Source organism: Actinoalloteichus hoggarensis (genome assembly GCF_002234535.1).
In the GTDB taxonomy this organism is placed as follows: domain Bacteria; phylum Actinomycetota; class Actinomycetes; order Mycobacteriales; family Pseudonocardiaceae; genus Actinoalloteichus_A; species Actinoalloteichus_A hoggarensis.
In genome coordinates, this window is sequence record NZ_CP022521.1 from 4,421,013 (window position 1) to 4,439,815 (window position 18,803).

Here is an 18,803-nt window from a genome sequence, read left to right on the forward strand (position 1 = left end):
ACCGAACGCACCATGCCGGTCCTCCTCGTGGCCGGTCGCCCTCGTGACAGGCCGTCCTGCCGTCGATCGTCCTCGGCCGGCCCCGGTGCGAACGCGTCAGCGGCTCGCCGGGCATCGACCGCCGTGAGGACTGCTGCCCGTCCGGGACCGACAGGAACGTCGGGGCGCCAGAGACATCGAGGGCGCCAGCGGCGTCGAAGCGGCCGGAGACCCCGGGACGGCCGGGCACCGGAGACGAGGGTGCCCGGGTGATGCGGCAGGCGACCGACTCGCCCTTCCGGATCGTCGAACGGCGGAGAGCCGCCACGTGCCGGCGTCGAGGCGGCACCGAGTCCGTCCGTGATCGGCCACGGCATCCGCCGGCAGAAGCGGGTGACGACCGGGAAGCGCGAGTCGAGTCCCGAAGTCGGAACCGGAGTGAGCGGCCGGGAGAGGTGACTCCCGCCGCCGAGAACTCCGCAGGCGAGGACCTGCCGGCCAGAGCGTACCCAGGGGCGGCGGCCCCGCTGCGCGGCCTCTCGACTCCGGGGACGTGTCCCGAGCGAGGCGACACCGTGTCCCGGCCGAAGCGGCCCGTCCCGCCCGTCCCGCCGAGCCTCTCCTCTCCGGGACCAGGTGCCGCCGAGGCGTGTCCCGTCCCACGTCTCCCTCGCAGCCGCTCCGCGCCGAGGACGAGTTCCGCCCCAGGCGCCCTGTCCCGCCGTCCCGCTCCAGGTCCGCCCCGGGGCCGCACCGAGGGGACGGTCCCCGCGAAGGCGACGTCCGTAGTTCGCCGACGGGCGAACCACGCCGCGGCTACCTTCGCCCGATGCCTGCGACGACCCCTCCCCTCTCCCCCGCCGGATCAGCCGGGCACGGACCAGCCGGACCGGGGCTCGCGCTCGGCGCGGCCGCGGTGACCGTCGTCGCGTGGGCCTCGGCCTTCGTGGCGATCCGCCGGGTCGGCGAGACGTTCTCACCCGGACCGCTGGCTCTGGGCCGGCTTCTCGTCGGCGCGGGGGCGCTCGGCCTGCTGCTCCTCCTGCGCAACCGCTCCTGGGTGCGGCCGACCCGCCGAGAGTGGGCGCTGCTGACACTGTGCGGCCTGACGTGGTTCGCGATCTACAACCTCGCACTGAACACGGCGGAACGGTCCTTGGACGCCGGCACCACCTCGATGCTGGTCAACATCGGACCGGTGCTCATCGCGCTGGGCGCGGGTGTTCTGCTCGGCGAGGGCTTCCCGCGATGGCTGCTGATCGGCGCGGCGGTGTCGATGGGCGGGGTCGTGATCATCGGCATGGGATCGACCGGCGACGGCGCGGTCGACGGCGGCGGGGTGCTGCTCTGTGTCGTCGCCGCGATCACCTACGCGATCGGCGCGCTCGCGCAGAAGCCCGTCCTGCACAGGCTGCCCGCGCTGCAGGTGACGTGGCTCGCCTGCGCGATCGGCGCGGTGGCGTGTCTGCCCTTCGCCCCCGGCCTCGTCGGCGAAGTCGGCCGGGCGACGCCCGCCGAGATCGGCGGGCTGCTGTATCTCGGGCTGGTGCCCACCGCGCTGGCCTTCAGCACCTGGGCGTACGCGCTGGCCAGGATGAGCGCGGGACGGCTCGGCGTCACCACGTACCTGGTGCCGCCGCTGACGATCCTGGGCGGCGTGCTGCTGCTCGACGAGGTGCCGCCCCCGCCTGCGCTGTTCGGCGGCGTGCTCTGCCTTCTCGGCGTGGCGCTCTCCCGCCGCCGGGAGCACCGTCCGCGACCGTCGACGCCCGGAGCCGTGGCGACGCCGCCTCCGGCCGGAAGCGGTGCCGACGCGCCGCCTGCCGAGAGCCACCGGAGTGTCACCCCCACGCGACGAGCGCCGCACGGCTCGACGAGCGGCCCGGATCGACCGTCCGAGCAGACCTCCTCGCCGGAGCTCAGCCCGCGAAACCCACTCCCATGAGGGAGTCGCCGCAGAAGGTGTGCTGCTCACGGCGGGCCACCTCCGCGAGGTAGTCCGCCTTCACCCTGGCCAGCGCGTCCTCGTCGAGTCCGGACAGCACGCCACGCAGCGCCGACCCCACCGCCATCGCCCAGGCGAGCTCGGGAGTCAACGTCGTCCGCAAAGAGACCTTCTCGACGGCCACGTCACGCAGGCCGAGGCCGGTGAGCCAGTCGTGCAGCTTCGCCGCGCTGTCGACGCGCGACGCCGGGTTCGCGGGCGATGCCGGGTTCGCGGGAAGGTTCCGTTCCCGCCGCACCGCCGCCAGCACCAGCTCGGGCAGCGGACGAACCGCCTGTTCGTCCCAGGTGCTCACGGCGAGACGCCCGCCGGGTCGGAGCAGGCCGATCAGTCGCCGCACGTCGCGGTCCATGTCCGGCAGGAAGAAGACTCCGTAGGCGCACTGGACCACGTCGTAGCCGCCGTCGGGCGCGGGCCAGGACGTCACGTCGGCGGCCGTGAAGCGGATGTTCGACAGTCCCAGCGCGGCGGCTCGGGCGCGCCCGTCGTCGAGGAGTCCCTCGGCCAGGTCGACGGCGTCGACCCGGCCGCGCTCCCCCACCGCACGGGCCGCCGGGACCGCCGAGGCGCCCGCGCCCGCGCAGGCGTCGAGCACTCGTTCGCCGGGCCGAGGGGCGCTCACCCGGACCAGTTCCTCGCCGAGCGGCTCCCAGAGCAGGGGCGACCAACGGCGGAACTCGACCCGGCCCGCGCTGAAGACCTCGCCCATGCTCACGCTCGACACCCTCGTCATCTCCTCACCCGGTAGGCGTTGTATCGGTGATGATAATCGTCTTCTTTAGCGGTGGGTCCGCCGGTGACACGGTTCGCCGGCCGGGCCGCCGCATCGACTCCTCGACACGGCCGCCACCGGTCGCCGGTGCGTGCGAGCGGGTCCGAGGCAGCCGATCCGGACCGACCCCCGAGCATCCCCGACGCCGCCGCGAGATCCGACCCGAGTGATCGAGTGCATCGTCACGACGGCCCATCACCGCCGCGGGCGGAGAAGCGGACGCACGATGGACGGACGCCCGCCACAGCAGGCGACCGGCTTCCACCACACACCGCACGGGGCCCGGCCCAGACGGCCGGACCCCGCAGCGTGTCCTCCTCGACGGTCAGGACTGCCGATGAAGGTGTCTCATCAGGTTGCGCGGCACCAGCGTCCGCCTGCCGTCGATCACGACGGGAACGAGATCCGGCGCGGTCGCCTTCCACTGCGCGCGACGATGCCGGGTGTTGCTTCGCGAGGTCTTCCGCTTCGGGACCGCCATCAGGAGTCACCCGACTTCGGCCTGGACCGGTCGCCGTAGCGCCGTCGGAACTTCTCCACCCGACCGGCCGTGTCGACCAGTCGTTGAGTCCCCGTCCAGAAGGGATGCGACGAGGAGCTGACGTCGACGATCACCAGCGGATAGGTGTTGCCGTCCTCCCATTCCACGGTGCGCTCCGAGGTGATCGTGGAGCGAGTGAGGAATGCGTCCCCCGTGGAGGAGTCCCGAAAGACCACCGGATGGTAGTCGGGATGGATGTCCTTCTTCACCTTTCATCCTTCCTCTCGACGACCACGACGTCGGTTCCGTCGCGGCCCGTGTCGTCGTCCTCGCACGGATCGCTGTGCCAGGCTCCGAACGGATCGTCGTAGCGCTGCCACGCCTCCGCGCCCTCCGCGAGTTCCGCGTCGGTGAGCAGGGCGTCGCGCAGCGCGGCGCAGATCTCCTCGGGGTCCGCGCGATGGGTGATGACGACGAACTCCTGCACCCGATCCCCGTAGACAGCGTCCCACCGCAGTGCCGCCGCCGCCTGTCGCTCGGCGGACGCGGCCGCCCAGGCCTCGGCGTCCGAGGCGGCCAGCCACGGGCCCGCCGGGGCCACTCGGAGGCCGCCGCCCGCCGACTCCAGCCAGAGGGTCTCCGCCGGCCGGGTGGCCAGCCACAGCCGCGCCCTGGTGCGGATCACTCCGTCGAGCAGCACGTCGATCGCCTCGTGCAGCCTGCCCGGATGGAAGGGTCTGCGCTCCTGGAAGAGCACCGTGTGGACGCCGCAGTCCGAATCCAGCGGCGGCTGCCCGCGCAACAGCGGCCCGTGTGCGTCGTCGACCGTCCCGCGTCTGGCCGCCGCGGGCACCCTGGCCAGCAGCGCGTCGACGTCGAGGTCTGCCAGCGCCGCTCTGGGCGCCGTCGGGGCCAGCCGGTCGAACACGGCGGCCGTCCGCGCGGCGGTCCAGGGCTCCTCCGCCGTGTGGGCGCGAACGAGGGCGTCGGCGAACTCCACCTGTCCGACGAGCACCTGCGCCACGGTCCGCTCGTCGTCGATGCTCGCCGTCCTCCCGCGCTCGGCCAGCGCCTCGTCGCCCGCCGCGTCGTCCAGCCACGTCCGCTCGTCGACGACGGTGAGGACTCCCGCCATCTGGACGTCGTCGAGGATCGGCCGGTCGTCGACGAGCACGTGGTGCAAGGCCCAGCACACCGCCTCCGGCTCCAGCACCGGGTCGAGATGCAGCACGATGCGAGACAGCCGAGCGTCGTCGACGAGCCTGCGCACCAACGGCAGCAGATCCTCGCGCAGCGTGCAGGAGACGCAGCCGTGCGCCAACTCCACGGCGGTGGTGACATCGGCGCCGTAGGCGCGCAGCCTGCGTCGGACCACGCCCTGCGTGATCAGCCGAAGATCATGGTGAATCACCGCCGTGGCGGGTCCGCACATCCGGTCGGCGACCTGCTCCGCCGCGTCGGCCGCGAGACCCGCGACGACGACCAGAGACGGTCTGCGCTCCGCCGTAGCCAAGGACCTCCACCTCACCCTCTCGTTGACTTGCTCTCCTCGGCCGTCGATCGGCCGAGAGGGCAGACTAGACGACAACGGTAATCGTTTCTAATAGGCGGGCGCGCATGCGGGTCCACCCCGGCGCGGACCGACGTCCCGCGAACACCCCCGCCAGATTAATGAAAATGGTTGTCATAGTCTTGCGGCTCCGCGCCACGTCCGCACGCACGCGGCGCGCCGAACGACGAGGGAAGGAGAACGCGATGTCCGCCGTCTGCCAGGTCACCGGCGCCAAGCCGGGCTACGGCAAGAAGATCTCGCATTCACACGTTCGCACGTCCCGACGGTGGGAACCCAACCTCCAGCGCCGCCGCTACTGGCTGGCGAGCGAGAACAGGTGGATCCGTCTTCGACTGTCCACCACGGCGATCAAGATCATCGACCGCCGGGGCATCGAGTCGGTGGCGGCCGAGCTGAAGAGCAGAGGGGTGGCGTTCTAGATGGCCCGCAACGACACACGACCGATCATCAAGCTCCGGTCCACCGCAGGCACCGGCTACACCTACGTCACCAGGAAGAACAGGCGCAACGATCCCGACAGGATGCGCATCAGGAAGTACGACCCGGTGGTCCGCAGGCACGTCGAGTTCCGGGAGGAACGCTGATGGCGAAGAAGTCCAAGATCGTCAAGAACGATCGGCGTCGGGAGATCGTCGCGCGCCATGCCGAGCGGCGGGCCGCGCTGAAGGAGACCATCCGATCGCCGCGGTCCACCGCCGAGGAACGCGACGCGGCGCAGGCCGCCCTGCAACGCCTGCCGCGTGACGCGAGCCCGACCCGGATCCGGAATCGGGACGTCTCCGACGGCAGGCCGCGCGCCTACCTGCGTACCTTCGGACTCTCCCGCATCCGATTCCGCGAGATGGCGCACGCGGGGCAGCTGCCCGGCGTGCGGAAGTCGAGCTGGTGAGGAATCCGATGCCGACGAAACCGAAGAACGCCCGGCTCCGACCGCAACGGCGCAAGGTCAACCTGCTGCGACGGGAAGGCGTGGAGCGCGTCGACTACAAGGACGTCGCCCTGCTCCGCAAGTTCCTGTCCGACCGGGGCAAGATCCGGGCACGCCGGGTCACCGGGCTGACCTCCCGCGAGCAGCGCGAGGTGGCGGCGGCCGTGAAGAACGCGCGCGAGATGGCGCTGCTGCCCTACCCGAACCGGCCGATCCGCTAGTCGGCCGGACCAGGCACGGGTCGTCGCCATCCCGGCGGGCGACGGCCGGTGCTGGGAGACTCACCAGCGGCACCCGAGCCGACGCGCAGGGCACGTCGACTCGTTCCCCACCGTCGTCGAGCCGAGGAGGTCGAGGAGACCATGCCGCAGGTTCCCTCCATCGCATTGAACAACGGCGTGCAGATCCCACAGCTGGGCTTCGGCGTCTTCCAGATTCCCGACGCCGAGACCGAGGCCGCGGTCACCGAGGCGCTGGCCGCCGGCTACCGCAGCATCGACACCGCCGCCGCCTACGGCAACGAGGCGGCGGTGGGACGGGCGCTGCGGGCCTCGGGGCTGCCGAGGGAGGACGTGTTCGTCACGACCAAGCTGTGGAACGACGACCACGGCTATGCCAGCGCGCTGCGCGCCTTCGACGAGAGCATCGAGAAGCTCGGGCTGGACTACGTCGATCTGTATCTCATCCACTGGCCGCAGCCCAGGCGCGGCCACTACGTCGACACCTGGCGGGCCTTCGAGAAGCTGCTCGACGAGGAGCGGACCCGCGCCGTCGGCGTCTCCAACTTCCACGTCCCCCACCTCGAACGGCTGCTCGACTCCAGCGCGGTCGTCCCCGCGATCAACCAGATCGAGCTGCACCCCCGCCTCATCCAGGCCGAGCTGCGCCGCTTCGGCGCGAGCCACAACATCGTCACCGAGGCGTGGAGCCCGCTCGCCCAAGGCGGCCTGCTCGCCGACCCGACGATCACCGCGCTCGCCGACGAGCACGGCAAGACCCCGGCCCAGATCGTGCTGCGGTGGCACATCCAGCTCGGCAACGTGGTGATCCCCAAGTCCGTGACCCCGTCCCGGATCGCCGAGAACATCGACATCTTCGACTTCGTGCTCTCCGACGACGAGCTGGCGGCGGTCAGCGGCCTGAACGTCGACACCAGGATCGGCCTGGACCCCGACGAATTCGGCTGAGCGCCGCCCGCGCGGAGGTACGCGGCCTCCCGACGGCGAGGCAGGCGCCGGGCCGAGCCGCCGCCCCGTGCCGGGACGGACCGCCACACGACCTCCGGCGCGGCGGCTTCACGACCCGGCGACCATCCTGACCGGCGACTCGGGGCCCGGCGGCCGGGAAGCAGTAGACGTGCTGCTCGCCCGCCGTGTCCTCGCAGGCAGGCTCAACTCGGCGAGGAGAGCAGCATCAGGCCGCCGAAGGCCAGCGAGGCGATCGCGACGAGAAAGAACACCACGGTCCACAGCAGTGCCGTGCCCCCCGCCAGCCGTGCGAGCTGATCCGGGTCCGAGTCCCTCGGGCCCGGCCCCCGACGCAGCACCCGAAGCTCCATGACCGGGCGCACCCCGCCGAACAGCAGGAACCAGCTGAACCCGTAGCCGAACGCAACCTGGATCGATTCGGGGGCGAACCAGGAGACGCAGAACACCACGGCACCCGTCAAGACCAGCGAGACGACGCCGAAGAGGTTCCGGATCAACAGCAGCATCGCCGCCAGCAGCCCGACGGTGACCCAGAGCAGCAGCACGTGACGCTGCGAGACCATCGCGGCGGCGGCGGCCAGTCCCAGCAGGGGGGCGGCGAGATACCCGGCGAGGACGGTGAACACCATCCCGGGACCGGTGGGGCGCCCTCGCGAGACGGTGACGCCCGAGGTGTCGGAGTGCAGGCGGATGCTCATCAGCGTGCGGCCGGTGACCAGGGCCACCAGGGCATGGCCGCCCTCGTGCACGATGGTCACGACGTTGCGGGTGACCCGCCATAATCGTCGCTGCGCCACCAGCACCAAGGCGAGCAGGCCGGTTCCCAGCACCAGCGTCAGCTCGGAGCTCAGCGGCGCCTCGAGAAGTTCCCGCCACTCGACGTCCAGCGTGCCCACCCCACTTGAGATCCTCGGTCGTCCCGCACCATCAGACACGACCGCGGGCGGACCCCGGCGGGCCGCCCTCGCCGGGGCTCGAGGATATCGTCAAGGCGTGCTCCAGCGATGGTGTGGACGACCTCCGGCGAACATCGAGGCCTCGGCGTAGCGAACGACGAATGAACCTCGGCGGCCGAGCCCTGAGACGACCCTGATTCATCCCCGAAAACATCACTTCGCAATTGAACCGTCGGCCGGGGTGTGTCACCGTTTCGACAACGACGGCGGGGCGGGCGTCAGGGCGCGATCCGCACCGGCAGCGCGAGCAGGAAGAGTCTGGAGACATGTTCGACGAATCAGCACGCCGCCGATCGGCGAGCACGCTCCTCTCCTCCCTCGTGCGACCGGCCACGAAGGCCCCGCTCGACGCTCGGCTCCTCGATCGACGCCCGTCGCTGGACACCTCGCCGATCGATCGACAAGCTCTCCAGCGTGGTCTTCGACAGCCCCGCCGGCCTGCTCGGCACGATCGCCGAACACGGACTCAGCGGAACAACCCGTCCGGTCCGCCCGTTTCGGTGGAAGCGGGATCGGCGGGCATCCGACCGGAGAGGCTCGGCTGCTCCCTGAGAGCCGCTCGCCGAGGGTGATGAACCGGACACTCCGACCAGCCGTCGGGAAAAGGTCCCACCAGAGCCCCGACGCCCCGTATTTTGGGTTGTCCACTCCACTGGATCAGTGTTCCTGCACGGAAGGATCAGACAGATTTCCCCGCTCCTGAGGCGCGCAGGCACGAGACGAAGCAGGTTCCGCCTTCGACGACGAGCACTGCACTTCCCGCCGATGATCCCGGCACAGGTCGGCACGCACGATTCCGCCCATCGATCCCGGCCGGTGCGTGTGCTGCACTTCAGCGACACCTATCTGCCGCGGCGCGACGGGATCGTCACCTCGGTCCGCACGCTGATGTCGAGCCTGGCCGCCGCAGGACACCCCAGCATGCTGGTCGTGCCTCGCCATCCGAAGCAGGAGAACGAGCCCGGTGTCCTCCAGCTCGGCTCGATGCCCTGCGGGGTGGCGGGCCTGCGGCTGACCTGGCCGCGCAGCAGACATGTCGCGCAACTGGCCGAGTGGAAGCCCGACCTGGTCCACGTGCACACGCCGGGCCCGATGGGACTGCTCGGTCTGTTCGTGGCGCGGTCGCTGAACCTGCCGATCGTGCACACCTACCACACCGACCTGCATGCCTATGCCGACGCCTATCGCATCCCGGCCGTCGGCCTGCGGACGATGATGCGCCTCTACGCGCGCAGGCTCGGCACGCCGACGCCCGAGATCGAGGAGGACGCCGAACGGCGCGGCGCGCTCATCGACGGCATCAATCAACTGCTGTTGAGCGACGCCGACGCGATCATCGCGCCCACCGCCGCCATCCTCGACCGCGCGAAGCTGACGACGCACAGCGATCGGCTGTTCGTCGCACCCGCCGGAATCAACCTGCCCAGGACCGCGCCGAAGGCCGCCGAAGAGCTGCGCGCCGCCTGGGACATCCCGGCTGACGCGCCCGTGGCGTTGTTCGTCGGTCGGATCAACCGGGAGAAGGGCATCGGGCTGCTCGCCCCCGCCTTCGCCGAGGTCGTCGAGAAGCTGCCGTCGGCACGGCTCGTGCTCATCGGCGCGGTGTACGAGCGGCGGTGGCTGACCAAGCTGCTGGCCGAGCACGGCATCACGGACAACACGGTCATCCTCGGCCAGCAGCCGCCGGACGTCGTCGCGGCCGGCTATGCCGCCGCACAGGTCTTCGCGTTCCCGTCCATGACCGACACCCAGGGGCTGGTGCTCCAGGAGGCGGCGCTCGCGGGCAGGCCGTCGGTGCTGTGCGACCCGGCGCTGCACGCCTCGGGGCCGCTGGGCGACGATGCCGTGCTCGCCGAGAACACCCCGGAGGGCTTCGGTGCCGCGCTGCTGCGACTGCTGGCGGACCCGGCCGCCGCCGAGCGGCTGGGCGAGGCGGCACGGTCCAGGGTCCAGTCGCTCACCCCGGACCGCTACGCCGAGGCGATGCGGCAGATCTACGAGCACGCCCTGCGCTGAGATCGTCGGCGTGCCCCGCGCCGCCGGCGGGGCACCGCCGTCGCACCCCTAGGACGCGGCGTGGGGATCGCGGCCGGACCATGCGGGCTCGTGTCCTGCTCGGCGGCCCTGCTCGGCGGCCCTGCTCGGCGGCCCTGCTCGGCGGCACCGCGTCGGACTCGACGCCGGATACGGGCCGCGGGCCCTATTGAGGGCCGAGAGCAGCACGCGAGACCCCGGACGCCCGCCGGCCAGGCACGGAGCCCGCACCCCTCCGCCGAGCACGGCGGACTCGGAATCACCCGGTGGTCTCGGCCACGCCTTCGTCGGAGTCGTCGCGCGGACTCGGAGGCTCGCTCCGCACCGTCGCCCCGGCCACGATCGCCGGGACCGTCTCGTCCGCCGGACGACCGTCCTGATCGGCGGGCGGCCTCGGCGCGACCGGGGACGGCGCGATCGCGCGATCGGGCTCGTGGTCGCCGCCGTCACCCGCGGCGCCGTTGTCTTCGGCCGCCGCCGGGGAGGCGTCCCTCGTGAGCAGGCCGTCGAAGAGCAGATTCAGATACTGCTCGGTCAGCTCGGCGGCCGTCGTCCGTCCTCGAGGGTTGAACCAGTGGGCGGAGTTCCACACGGCCTCGTGCGCGAGGCGATACAGCACGGCGCCCTCCACGTCCGTCCGGAAGGCTCCGAGCCGCTGCCCCTCCCCGACCAGCGTCGTCCACTGCCGCTGCACCCAGCGGCGATGTCGATCCAGGTAGGCGAAGCGATCCGCCCTGGCCAACTGCCTGCGCTCGGCCTGGAAGACCGCGACGGCCTCCAGGTGGGTGGTCAACAGCGCGAGATCCGCGCGAAGCAGACCGGCCAGCACCTCCCTGGGATGGCCGCCCTCGTCCAGCACCCGCTGGTATCCGCCGCGCTGCGCCGCCAGCAGGTCGCGCAGCAGCTCATCGGCCATCGACTCCTTGGAGTCGAAATGGTGGTAGAGACTGCCGGACAGGATGCCCGCCGCATCGGCGATCTCCCGGACGCTGGTGGCGAGATAGCCCTGGGTCGCGAACAGCCGAGCGGCGATGGCGAGCAGCTCCGCCCGGCGATCGGCAGACCCGCCGGAACGTCGTCTGGGCGACCCGCCCGACCGCCCGGCGACTCCCGGTCGCTTGCTGCTCACGCTCCGCCTTTCACCCTGCGATGGTCGAACACCGACGATCACCACTATGCCCAACACAAGATCACAAAGCCACCGGGCGACGGCCGCGGACGGGGCCGGCAACGAGTGCGGTCCCCACGTCTCGCCCCCCTCACGGCCGTCGGGCCGCCGACGCGGACGGCCCGGCCGCCGACGATCCGCCGCCGGGCCGAGGGACTGCGACGATCCGCACCGTCGACGCAGGTCGTCCCCGCCCGGGCCGCGCGACGAGACAGGCGGTGATCGGCACCCGACTAAGCTCGCGGTGTGCTCCAGGTGACGGATCTCCTCCGCCGATTCGGAACGAACACGGTCTTGGATCAGATCAGCTTCACGACCGCTCCCGGCCGGGCCACCGTGCTGGTCGGACCGAACGGCGCGGGCAAGACGACCCTGCTGCGCTGCGTCGCGGGGGTCGATCACGCCGATGAGGGCGAGGTGCGCTGGGCGGGCCGTGAGATCCGGGAGAGCGATCCGAGGATCAGGGCGGCGATGGCCGTGGGACTGGACGACGTCGACTTCTTCCCGGACGTCTCGGTGGTCGAGCACCTCGACCTGCTGGCACGGGCGCACGGCGACTCCGACCCCGAGGAGATGCTCGACGACGTCCTCGCGGAGCTGGGCCTGAGCGCCATCGCCGACCGCCTCCCGGGCACCCTGTCCTCGGGCCAACGCCGCAGGCTGGGGCTGGCCTCCTGCTTCGTCCGGCCTCGGGAGCTGTTGGTCTTGGACGAGCCGGAGCAGCGCCTCGACGCCGCGGGCAGGCGGTGGCTCGTCGAGCGTCTTCTCGCCGAGAAGGCGGCGGGCGTGGCGATCCTCCTGTCCTGCCACGACGAGGACGTGACCTCGGCGGTGGCGGACGAGTGCGTACCGGTGGGACGCGGATGACGGCCCCACCTGCCGCGTCGCCGCACGCGCCGGAACGGGCCGCCGTCTCCGCACGGACCCTGCGTGCGCTCCTGCGGTCCCGACGGCGCGGACGGCCCGCCGCGACGACGGTGGCGGGCCGGATCTACGAGGGTCTGTTGTACGCCCTGGTCCCCGGCGGTCTGCTCGTGCAGGCGGTGCTGGCGGCCCTCGACTGGTCCCGTGCCTCGGGTTCGCTTGCCGACCCGGCCGCCACCGGCCGGCCGGCCGTCGCCGCCGTCCTGATCTGTCTCGGACTGGCGGTGCGCGCGGCGGCCGAACTGGGTCCGCTCTCGGTGTCCTCCACCAACATGACCTGGCTCTTCTCCACACCGGTCGACCGGGGCGCCCTGCTCTCGCGCAGGTTCGCCGCCACGACGGCGGCCGCGGCCGCCCTGTCCACGGCGCTGGTCTTCGGCGCGGCCCTCGCGGTCGGAATCGCCGACGTCGACCTCCTCTGGTCGGCGGTGCTCGGCGCGTCCGTCGGCGTGATCGCCCTGAGCCTCGCCGTCGTGGCCCAGCGGCATCGGCGGGGTCCCGCCCGGGTGGCCCGCGTCGGCATGCTGCTCGCCGCCCTCGGCGGGGTCCTCGCGGTCGCCGCGATACTGACGACGACCTCGACCATGCCGCTGCCCACGCCGCCGACGCCGCCGGTGGCGGTGCTCGCGGTGCCCGCGCTGCTCGCGGCGGCATGGAGCCTCCTGGCCGCACGGCGGGCCACGAGCGGCATCGATCGCGGCGCGCTGAACGAGGCAGCCGAGGTGTCGGGGGCGGTGCGCGTCTCCGTCGGCTGGCTGGACACGTCGCTGATCGCGGATCTCCTGGAGCAGCGACGCTGGCGCCGCCGAGCCGTCGTGCGCAGCAGCCGGCTCACGGGCCGGGGCGTCGCCACACTCGTCCGCGCCGAACTCCGGCGAGTACTGCGTCGCCGGGCGTCGATCGGCTGGTGGGCCGCCCTGGGACTGCTGCCCTACGTGACCGCCGCCCTGCTTCCCCCGTTCTGGACCATGCCCGCCACGCTGGTGATCGGGTATCTCGCCCTCGGCAGGCTCTCCAGCGGGTTGCGGCTCACCGCCCGCAGCGCGGCGCTGCGGCGCACTCTGCCCTTCTCCGACGCCGCCATCCGCCGCACGATGCTGGTGGTGCCCGCCGTCGCCGCGCTGGTGTGGGGGGCCGCCGTCGCACCGGCCGTCGCGGGGTCACCGTGGGCGGGCACCGCGGTGACCCTCGCCCTGGTCGGGCTGGCCGGGGTGCTGCGTTCGGCGAAGCGACCGCCGATCGACTACCACACCGGGGGAACGCTCGATCCGATCAGCGGCGCCGTGCCGGTGGCCCTGCTCGTGCAGGTGTTCTCCGGACCCGATCTCGTCGTGGTCGCCGCCGTGCTGTGGGCGGCGGGCATCGGGCTTCCCTTCGCCGCGCTGCTCGCCTCGGCGGCGATCGCCTGGAGCCTGTGGCAGGACCACCGGAGCACCCCCGCCGCCTGATGCGCCGCAGGCGGCTGACGCGGCGGTCTTCGATCCCGAACCGGCTGCCGGGGCGGTCGCCGACGGTGTCGGCCCCGGACCGCACTGCCTGCCGCCTCCTGCGGCCTCCGAGCCGACGGCAGAGGTGGCCGGGGCGGGAGTCCGGTCCGTTCGGCCGCCGGATTCGCCGAGCCGGGCTCGGCGTCAGGGCCGACGTGCTGCCCGCGGCGGGGTCGTCGGCCCGTTCTGGACGAGCTCCGGGCCCCCGGGGCAGGCCGGTCCGGGAACCAGGCGGCGTGTCAGATGCGGATGCCCGCGCGGACCCTGCGCGTGACGATGTGCTCGGCGACGAAGGACAGGAACGGAACGGTGCCCGCCAGCAGGGTGAGGATCGTCGCCTTGATCGACCACTTCGCCTTGAGGGCGAGATCGAAGCACAGCACCAGATAGACCATGTACAGGAAGCCGTGCAGCGGGCCGATCAGCGCGACCAGGAACGGATCGCCCGCGATGTACCGGACGGGCATCGCGACCAGCACCAGCGCCACCAGCATCACGCCGACGACATAGGAGATCACCCGGTACCGCAGGAGGGTTCCGGCCGGCGCCGTCGGGGCGGGCGCCTTCGTCTCGGTCACGTCTGACACGTCGTCTCCTAAGCCTGCCGCGCCCGCTCGGCATCCGAGTCGGACAGCTCGGCGAGGTAGCCGTTGTACTGGGACAGTTCGTCGGCGGGAGTGCCGTCCCGCTCCATCGCGCCTCGGGCCCGCAGCCGATCGAGCTGTCGACGCGCGGCGGCGGCACGAGCGGACTCCGGAGCGGGCGCCGCCGCGGAAGGCGAAGCTCCGGCGGCCCCCACGGCCCGGGCCGGAGTCGAGGCGCTCGGCCCGCCGGGGAGGGCGGCGTCGTCGTCCGCCTGGCTCGCGCCCGACATGGTCGAATCGACCGAGGCCGTCGCGTTCTCGGGCTCGGCCGCCGCCGACCGGTCCCGCTCGGCGGCCTGTTCCAACTCCAGACGGGTCCACCGCCACCACACGTAGCCGACGAACGCCGCCATCGCGGGCCACAGGGCCGCGTAGCCGAGATTCTGGCCGTCGCCGCCCACCGACTGCGACCGCTCCCACTGCCACCACCCGAGCCGGAGGCTGACGAGCATGATCACCACGGTCACGACGTGCAGCAGGATCCACCGAGGCCGCAGCAGCTCCGAACGCACCCTGCGACGCTAGCACCAGCCGTCATCCCGGCCGCAGCCCGTACCAGCCGCGATCGGCGGACGGGCCGGGCACGGCCGAGAGGTCGGCGACCAGCGACCGGTGGGCGCGCCGCACGGAACGAACGGTCGAATCCGACGAATCCGACGTCGACCTGCGGTGACCCGGCTCGGTGCTTCGCCGGGTCGCTCGTGTCGAGCCGGACCGCCCTCCCCTGCCGCCGATGCCCGCGGTGGCCGAGCAGGCGGCGGTGGTCGGCGCGTGGAGTCGACGACCGGCGCGTCGAGTGTGGCGGGCCGATGCCCGGCGGCGTCCAGCGCGAGAGTCCGATGCCCGGACCGGCGAACGTGGTCGGACCGCCGAACGAGCCGTCGGCGACACTGCGAACGGCGCCGCGTGCCCGGCGGGCGCACTCGTGTGCGAGACCCGGACATGGTGGCGGCCGGGGCGGCGGGCCTCGAGGTTCGCCGCGCCGGTCTCGGCACCGACCACGGCATGCCGCCGAGCCGAGGTCCGCGGGCCTCGACGGACACCGCCGAGACCGTTGCCGGGGCCGCCGTCGCGACCCGTGTCGAGGACGGCACCGCGATGCTCCGGCCGCGGGCAAGGCCGTTCGCGGGCGCGCCGGGCGGCGCTGGACGCCCGCGGACGATCAGCCTGCCTTGGCGATGGAGAACTGGGCGACGTCCAGGTAGCCGACCCGGAAGCCCGCCTCCGAATAGGCCAGGTAGAACTCCCACATCCGGCGGAAGGTCTGGTCGAAGCCGAGTGCCGCCACCTCGGCCCACCGGTCGAGGAACCGCTCCCGCCACCGTCGCAGGGTCTCGGCGTAGTCGGCGCCGAAGTAGCGAGCCTCCCGCACACGCAACGAGGTGTGTGCCCGCAGGTTCTCCTCGATCGACAGGGTCGAGGGGATCAAGCCGCCGGGGAACACGTACTTGTGCACCCATCCGTAGCTGTGTCGGGTGGCCAGCATCCGATCGTGCGGCATCACGATGGCCTGGAGCCCGAACCGACCACCGGGCCGCAGCAGGCGGTCGACCGCCCGGAAGTAGTCCGGCCAGTAACGTTCGCCGACCGCCTCGATCATCTCGACGCTGACCACCGCGTCGTACTCGCCCTCGGCCTGCCGGTAGTCCTGGAGCAGCACTCGGGCCCGATCGGCCACCCCCGCGACCGCGATCCGCTCCTCGGCGGCCCGACGCTGCTCCGCCGAGATCGTGAGCGAGGTGACCCGTGCGCCGCGTTCGGCGGCGCGAACGGCCAAGGCCCCCCAACCGGTGCCGATCTCCACGAGTTCGGTGCCCGCCCCCACCCTGGCATGGTCGAGCACCGAGTCGATCTTGCGCAGCTGGGCGTCGCGCAGGACCGCCGTCGGATCGGCGTCGGGATGGTGGAGCTCGGTGGCGGCGGCCGTCTCGTCGAACAGAGCCGACGAGTAGGTCATCGTCTCGTCGAGGAAGGTCTCGAAGAGATCGTTGGACAGGTCGTAGTGCCGATGGATGTTCTCCCGGGCCCCGCGCAGCGTGTTGCGCTCCTCGATCGGCTGGGCGCGCTCCACCCACCGACGCAGGATCTGCAGCCTCGGCGGGATCAGCACGGTGAGCCGCTCGGCGAACACCGTCAACAGGTCGGCGAGGCGCTCCGAGGTCCAGTCGCCGACGAGGTAGGCCTCGCCGAAGCCGATCTTGACGTCCGCGCCGAGGCGATGGAAGAACGCCCTGGGTCGGATCACGTGCATGACCGGTGCTCCGGGACCGCCCGCTCCCAGCCGGGTCCCGTCCGGCAGCTCCACCCGCAGTGGCAGGGACCGGACCGCACGACGAAACAGCAGCTCGGCCACTCGGGCTCGCAACGGCGACTCCGGCGCGACCGCCAGCCCCGGCCAGCTGCGCTCCTGAGGACGCGGCACCGCTCTGGCAGGCGTGTCGACGACCGGGCGTCTGCCCGTCTCCTGTGGCGATGGACGCATCACTGCTCACCCTCCTCGGTGAGATGCCGATGTCTGGGCACCATCGGCACTCGACGTAGCCACAGCAGCACGCCGTGGCAGCGGATCAACAGGGCCACCCATCTGGTGACCATCGGACGCGTCACCAGCATGCGAACCACGAAACCGATTGTCACGGGACGACGCCGGACCCGCAGGGTCGCGAGCAGCGGTGTTCGCCCGTCTCGGCGTACCGCGATGGTGAGGCTCACCCTGCTCGTCCGGCCCGCTGACGCGGAACAGGCACCGTCCCCGGACCGGCAGGAACGGGGAGACGTCGAACTCCTTGTCCGGTTCGGTCCGCCCCGTCTCGTCGGGCCGCGGCAGAGAGGCGTGCCGCCCGCCGCAGGCGTCGTGGACCTCGGCCGCCACGCAGGGCGGTGGCCCGTCCGAGCGGTAGCACCACAAGACGCTGATCGGGTTGAAGAGGTGGCCGAGCACCCGCGCGCTCGCCGGCATCAGCACCCGGCCGCCCGTCAGGTCGACGCCGCGGTCCGCCTGCCAGGCGCCGAGATCCGCCCTGATCGAGAAGTCGGGCGCGAGCCGAGGTGGTCCCGCGCCTCGAAGCGACGAAGGGCCGGATCGGGGCGGGCGGCCTCGGCCGCTCGTCCCGATCGCCAGCCACAGGTGGATCCGATGCCGGAAGGAGTGGCGCGCTCGCCGCGCCGGTCGTGCCGGACCTCGGCCCGGCACAGCGCCGGAGTCACAGGGGCGGCCGCCGTCACCATCAGACCCCAGGCGACGCGGCGGCGGGCCCGGGAGGCGCAGCCGTCCTCGTGGACGCCCCAGCCGCGGCATGCCCCTCTCGGTCGATCCGTCCGGCGACGACGCTCGGCGGCCTGCCTCCTCGAACCGATTCGGCGGACGCCGCACCGCGGCGCCCTGCCACCAGACGACGGGCGACGTCGGGGGCAGCCGAATGCGGGCCGGAGGCCGAGCCGCACGGGGGCAGGGCACGGCGGCAGGACGTCACGCGCGTCCGGACAGACGAAGGCGCCCGCCAGGTCATCCTGGCGGGCGCCTCCGAGGTGCCTCGTGCGTGCAGCGCTCGGTGCTTACTGGACCGAGATGCCGCGGGCGGCGAGCCACGGCTGCGGGTCGATCTTCTGTCCGTTGACGTGCACCTCGAAGTGCAGGTGCGGGCCGGTGGACTGGCCGCGGTTGCCCATGGTCGCGATCTGCTCGCCTGCGGCGACCCGCTGGCCGACGCTCACCGAGTAGGTCTCGATGTGACCGTAGACGGTGATCGTGCCGTCGTCGGCCTGGACCCGGACCCACTGGCCGAAGCCGCTGGCCGAGCCCGCGTTGATGACGGTGCCGCTGGTGGCCGACACGATCGGCGTGCCGATGGAGTTGGCGATGTCGATGCCGTAGTGCGTGGTGCCCCAGCGTGCGCCGAAGCCGGAGGTGAAGGTGCCCGTGGTCGGCTTGGCGAACTCGGGCGAGGCCTGTGCGGGGGCGGCCTCCTCGGCGACCCGTGCCTCGGCGGCCTCCTCGTCGGCGGCGGCCTGCTCCTGCGCGGCGGTCGCCTCGGCGGCAGCCTCTTCCGCGGCGGCCTCCTCAGCGGCGGCGGCCTCGGCGGCGGCCTCCTCCTCGGCGACCGCGGCCTCCTCGGCGGCGACGCGCTCTTCCTCGGCGACCCGGTCCGCCTCCAGCTTGGCGGCACGGACCAGCCTGCTCAGTTCCAGGGTGGGGTTGACGTCGTGGAACACCGGAAGCACCGACGGGGTGATCCTCGGCAGCTGGCGCTTCTCACTCAGCTCGGCCAGCGTCGCGGCGTTCTGCTCGGCCACGGTGGTGACCTCGCCCTGCTGAGTGCCGGCACCTGCCACCAGCGGCTGGCCGCCCAGCAGGAACGCGCCCGCCAGCGCGGAGGCGATGACGGCCTTGCCCGCGCCTCGGCGGGGTGCGCGGTGGGCCCCTCCGGTGGACGTGGAGTTCGTGCGGTACTCCGTCGCCGCCGGGGTGCTGAGGTGCCCGGATCTGCGGTGGGTTCGGGGCATTACGAGCCTTTCCTGCGTCTCGGGGAACGGCACGGCCACCCATGCGCCGGCGGGGGAATTCCGGCGGGCGCTGTCCACTCCGACAGGCACCTCGTGTTGCTCTTGTGACCGAACCGTGACGAACAAGCCAGACCGTAATCG

General features: G+C 72.4%; 19 protein-coding genes and 1 pseudogene. 9 read left to right on the forward strand and 11 right to left on the reverse strand.

The features are described from left to right. The first annotated feature begins 808 nt into the window (after positions 1-808). Positions 809-1,924 carry a DMT family transporter gene (locus AHOG_RS18745; RefSeq protein WP_093942520.1) on the forward strand — a complete coding sequence of 372 codons (1,116 nt, stop codon included), beginning with the start codon at positions 809-811 and terminating at the stop codon, positions 1,922-1,924. Here AHOG_RS18745 and AHOG_RS18750 read toward each other — a convergent pair. The 4 genes from AHOG_RS18750 to mrf all read right to left on the reverse strand — a co-directional run bounded on the left by AHOG_RS18750 (position 1,899) and on the right by mrf (position 4,750). Further along, the gene (locus tag AHOG_RS18750; RefSeq protein ID WP_093942521.1) at positions 1,899-2,717 is read right to left on the reverse strand and encodes a class I SAM-dependent methyltransferase; all 819 of its coding nucleotides are present in this window, start codon (positions 2,715-2,717) and stop codon (positions 1,899-1,901) included. The genes AHOG_RS18745 and AHOG_RS18750 overlap by 26 nt on opposite strands. A 364-nt stretch (positions 2,718-3,081) precedes the next feature. Continuing rightward, complete coding sequence (gene rpmF, locus AHOG_RS18755; RefSeq protein ID WP_093942522.1) at positions 3,082-3,237, reverse strand: 50S ribosomal protein L32; 156 nt, start codon at positions 3,235-3,237, stop codon at positions 3,082-3,084. Beyond that, positions 3,237-3,506, reverse strand: a complete 270-nt coding sequence (locus tag AHOG_RS18760; protein ID WP_093942523.1) for a type B 50S ribosomal protein L31 — start codon at positions 3,504-3,506, stop codon at positions 3,237-3,239. Before AHOG_RS18760 ends, rpmF begins: the two co-directional genes overlap by 1 nt. Then, positions 3,503-4,750, reverse strand: a complete 1,248-nt coding sequence (gene mrf, locus AHOG_RS18765) for a ribosome hibernation factor-recruiting GTPase MRF (protein WP_245856313.1) — start codon at positions 4,748-4,750, stop codon at positions 3,503-3,505. The genes AHOG_RS18760 and mrf overlap by 4 nt, the downstream gene beginning before the upstream one ends. A 242-nt stretch (positions 4,751-4,992) precedes the next feature. On the opposite strand from mrf, the gene rpmB reads away from it, so the two are divergent. The 5 genes from rpmB to AHOG_RS18790 all read left to right on the forward strand — a co-directional run bounded on the left by rpmB (position 4,993) and on the right by AHOG_RS18790 (position 6,925). Further along, positions 4,993-5,229, forward strand: coding sequence for a 50S ribosomal protein L28 (rpmB, locus tag AHOG_RS18770; protein ID WP_093942524.1), 237 nt, complete (start codon positions 4,993-4,995; stop codon positions 5,227-5,229). Then, the gene (gene rpmG, locus AHOG_RS18775) at positions 5,230-5,394 is read left to right on the forward strand and encodes a 50S ribosomal protein L33 (protein WP_075741827.1); all 165 of its coding nucleotides are present in this window, start codon (positions 5,230-5,232) and stop codon (positions 5,392-5,394) included. Then, positions 5,394-5,699 (forward strand): 30S ribosomal protein S14, encoded by a 306-nt coding sequence (gene rpsN / locus AHOG_RS18780; protein WP_093942525.1) that lies wholly within the window; start codon positions 5,394-5,396, stop codon positions 5,697-5,699. Before rpmG ends, rpsN begins: the two co-directional genes overlap by 1 nt. Before the next feature lie 8 nt (positions 5,700-5,707). After that, positions 5,708-5,959, forward strand: a complete 252-nt coding sequence (gene rpsR, locus AHOG_RS18785) for a 30S ribosomal protein S18 (RefSeq protein WP_093942526.1) — start codon at positions 5,708-5,710, stop codon at positions 5,957-5,959. Positions 5,960-6,100: 141 nt separating this feature from the next. After that, positions 6,101-6,925 (forward strand): aldo/keto reductase, encoded by an 825-nt coding sequence (locus AHOG_RS18790; protein ID WP_093942527.1) that lies wholly within the window; start codon positions 6,101-6,103, stop codon positions 6,923-6,925. A 203-nt stretch (positions 6,926-7,128) separates the two neighbouring features. Here the strand turns inward: AHOG_RS18790 and AHOG_RS18795 are convergent, their stop codons facing one another. Continuing rightward, positions 7,129-7,842, reverse strand: a complete 714-nt coding sequence (locus AHOG_RS18795; RefSeq protein WP_245856314.1) for a M50 family metallopeptidase — start codon at positions 7,840-7,842, stop codon at positions 7,129-7,131. Positions 7,843-8,667: 825 nt separating this feature from the next. Between AHOG_RS18795 and AHOG_RS18800 the strand changes: the two genes are divergently transcribed. Continuing rightward, positions 8,668-9,918 carry a glycosyltransferase gene (locus tag AHOG_RS18800; RefSeq protein WP_093942528.1) on the forward strand — a complete coding sequence of 417 codons (1,251 nt, stop codon included), beginning with the start codon at positions 8,668-8,670 and terminating at the stop codon, positions 9,916-9,918. Positions 9,919-10,195: 277 nt separating this feature from the next. Here AHOG_RS18800 and AHOG_RS18805 read toward each other — a convergent pair whose 3' ends face one another. Continuing rightward, entirely contained in the window at positions 10,196-11,065 is an 870-nt protein-coding gene (locus AHOG_RS18805) for a TetR/AcrR family transcriptional regulator (RefSeq protein WP_093942529.1), read from the reverse strand. Between the two features lie 285 nt (positions 11,066-11,350). Between AHOG_RS18805 and AHOG_RS18810 the strand changes: the two genes are divergently transcribed. Beyond that, positions 11,351-11,971, forward strand: a complete 621-nt coding sequence (locus AHOG_RS18810) for an ABC transporter ATP-binding protein (RefSeq protein WP_093942530.1) — start codon at positions 11,351-11,353, stop codon at positions 11,969-11,971. Next, positions 11,968-13,476 (forward strand): DUF6297 family protein, encoded by a 1,509-nt coding sequence (locus AHOG_RS18815; protein ID WP_093942531.1) that lies wholly within the window; start codon positions 11,968-11,970, stop codon positions 13,474-13,476. The genes AHOG_RS18810 and AHOG_RS18815 overlap by 4 nt, the downstream gene beginning before the upstream one ends. Before the next feature lie 278 nt (positions 13,477-13,754). On the opposite strand, the gene AHOG_RS18820 is transcribed toward AHOG_RS18815, so the two are convergent. From AHOG_RS18820 to AHOG_RS18845, 5 genes and pseudogenes are all read right to left on the reverse strand, one after another. Next, positions 13,755-14,102, reverse strand: a complete 348-nt coding sequence (locus tag AHOG_RS18820; RefSeq protein ID WP_211290444.1) for a DUF3817 domain-containing protein — start codon at positions 14,100-14,102, stop codon at positions 13,755-13,757. A gap of 8 nt (positions 14,103-14,110) precedes the next feature. After that, positions 14,111-14,671: a hypothetical protein gene (locus AHOG_RS18825; protein WP_093942532.1), complete on the reverse strand. Its 561-nt coding sequence runs from the start codon at positions 14,669-14,671 to the stop codon at positions 14,111-14,113. 650 nt (positions 14,672-15,321) lie between these two features. Further along, positions 15,322-16,641, reverse strand: coding sequence for an SAM-dependent methyltransferase (locus tag AHOG_RS18835; RefSeq protein WP_093942534.1), 1,320 nt, complete (start codon positions 16,639-16,641; stop codon positions 15,322-15,324). Next, positions 16,641-17,457 (reverse strand): annotated as a pseudogene (locus tag AHOG_RS30360) (DUF1365 family protein). Before AHOG_RS30360 ends, AHOG_RS18835 begins: the two are co-directional and overlap by 1 nt. A 257-nt stretch (positions 17,458-17,714) precedes the next feature. Further along, entirely contained in the window at positions 17,715-18,662 is a 948-nt protein-coding gene (locus tag AHOG_RS18845; RefSeq protein WP_093942535.1) for a M23 family metallopeptidase, read from the reverse strand. Between the last annotated feature and the right edge of the window lie 141 nt (positions 18,663-18,803).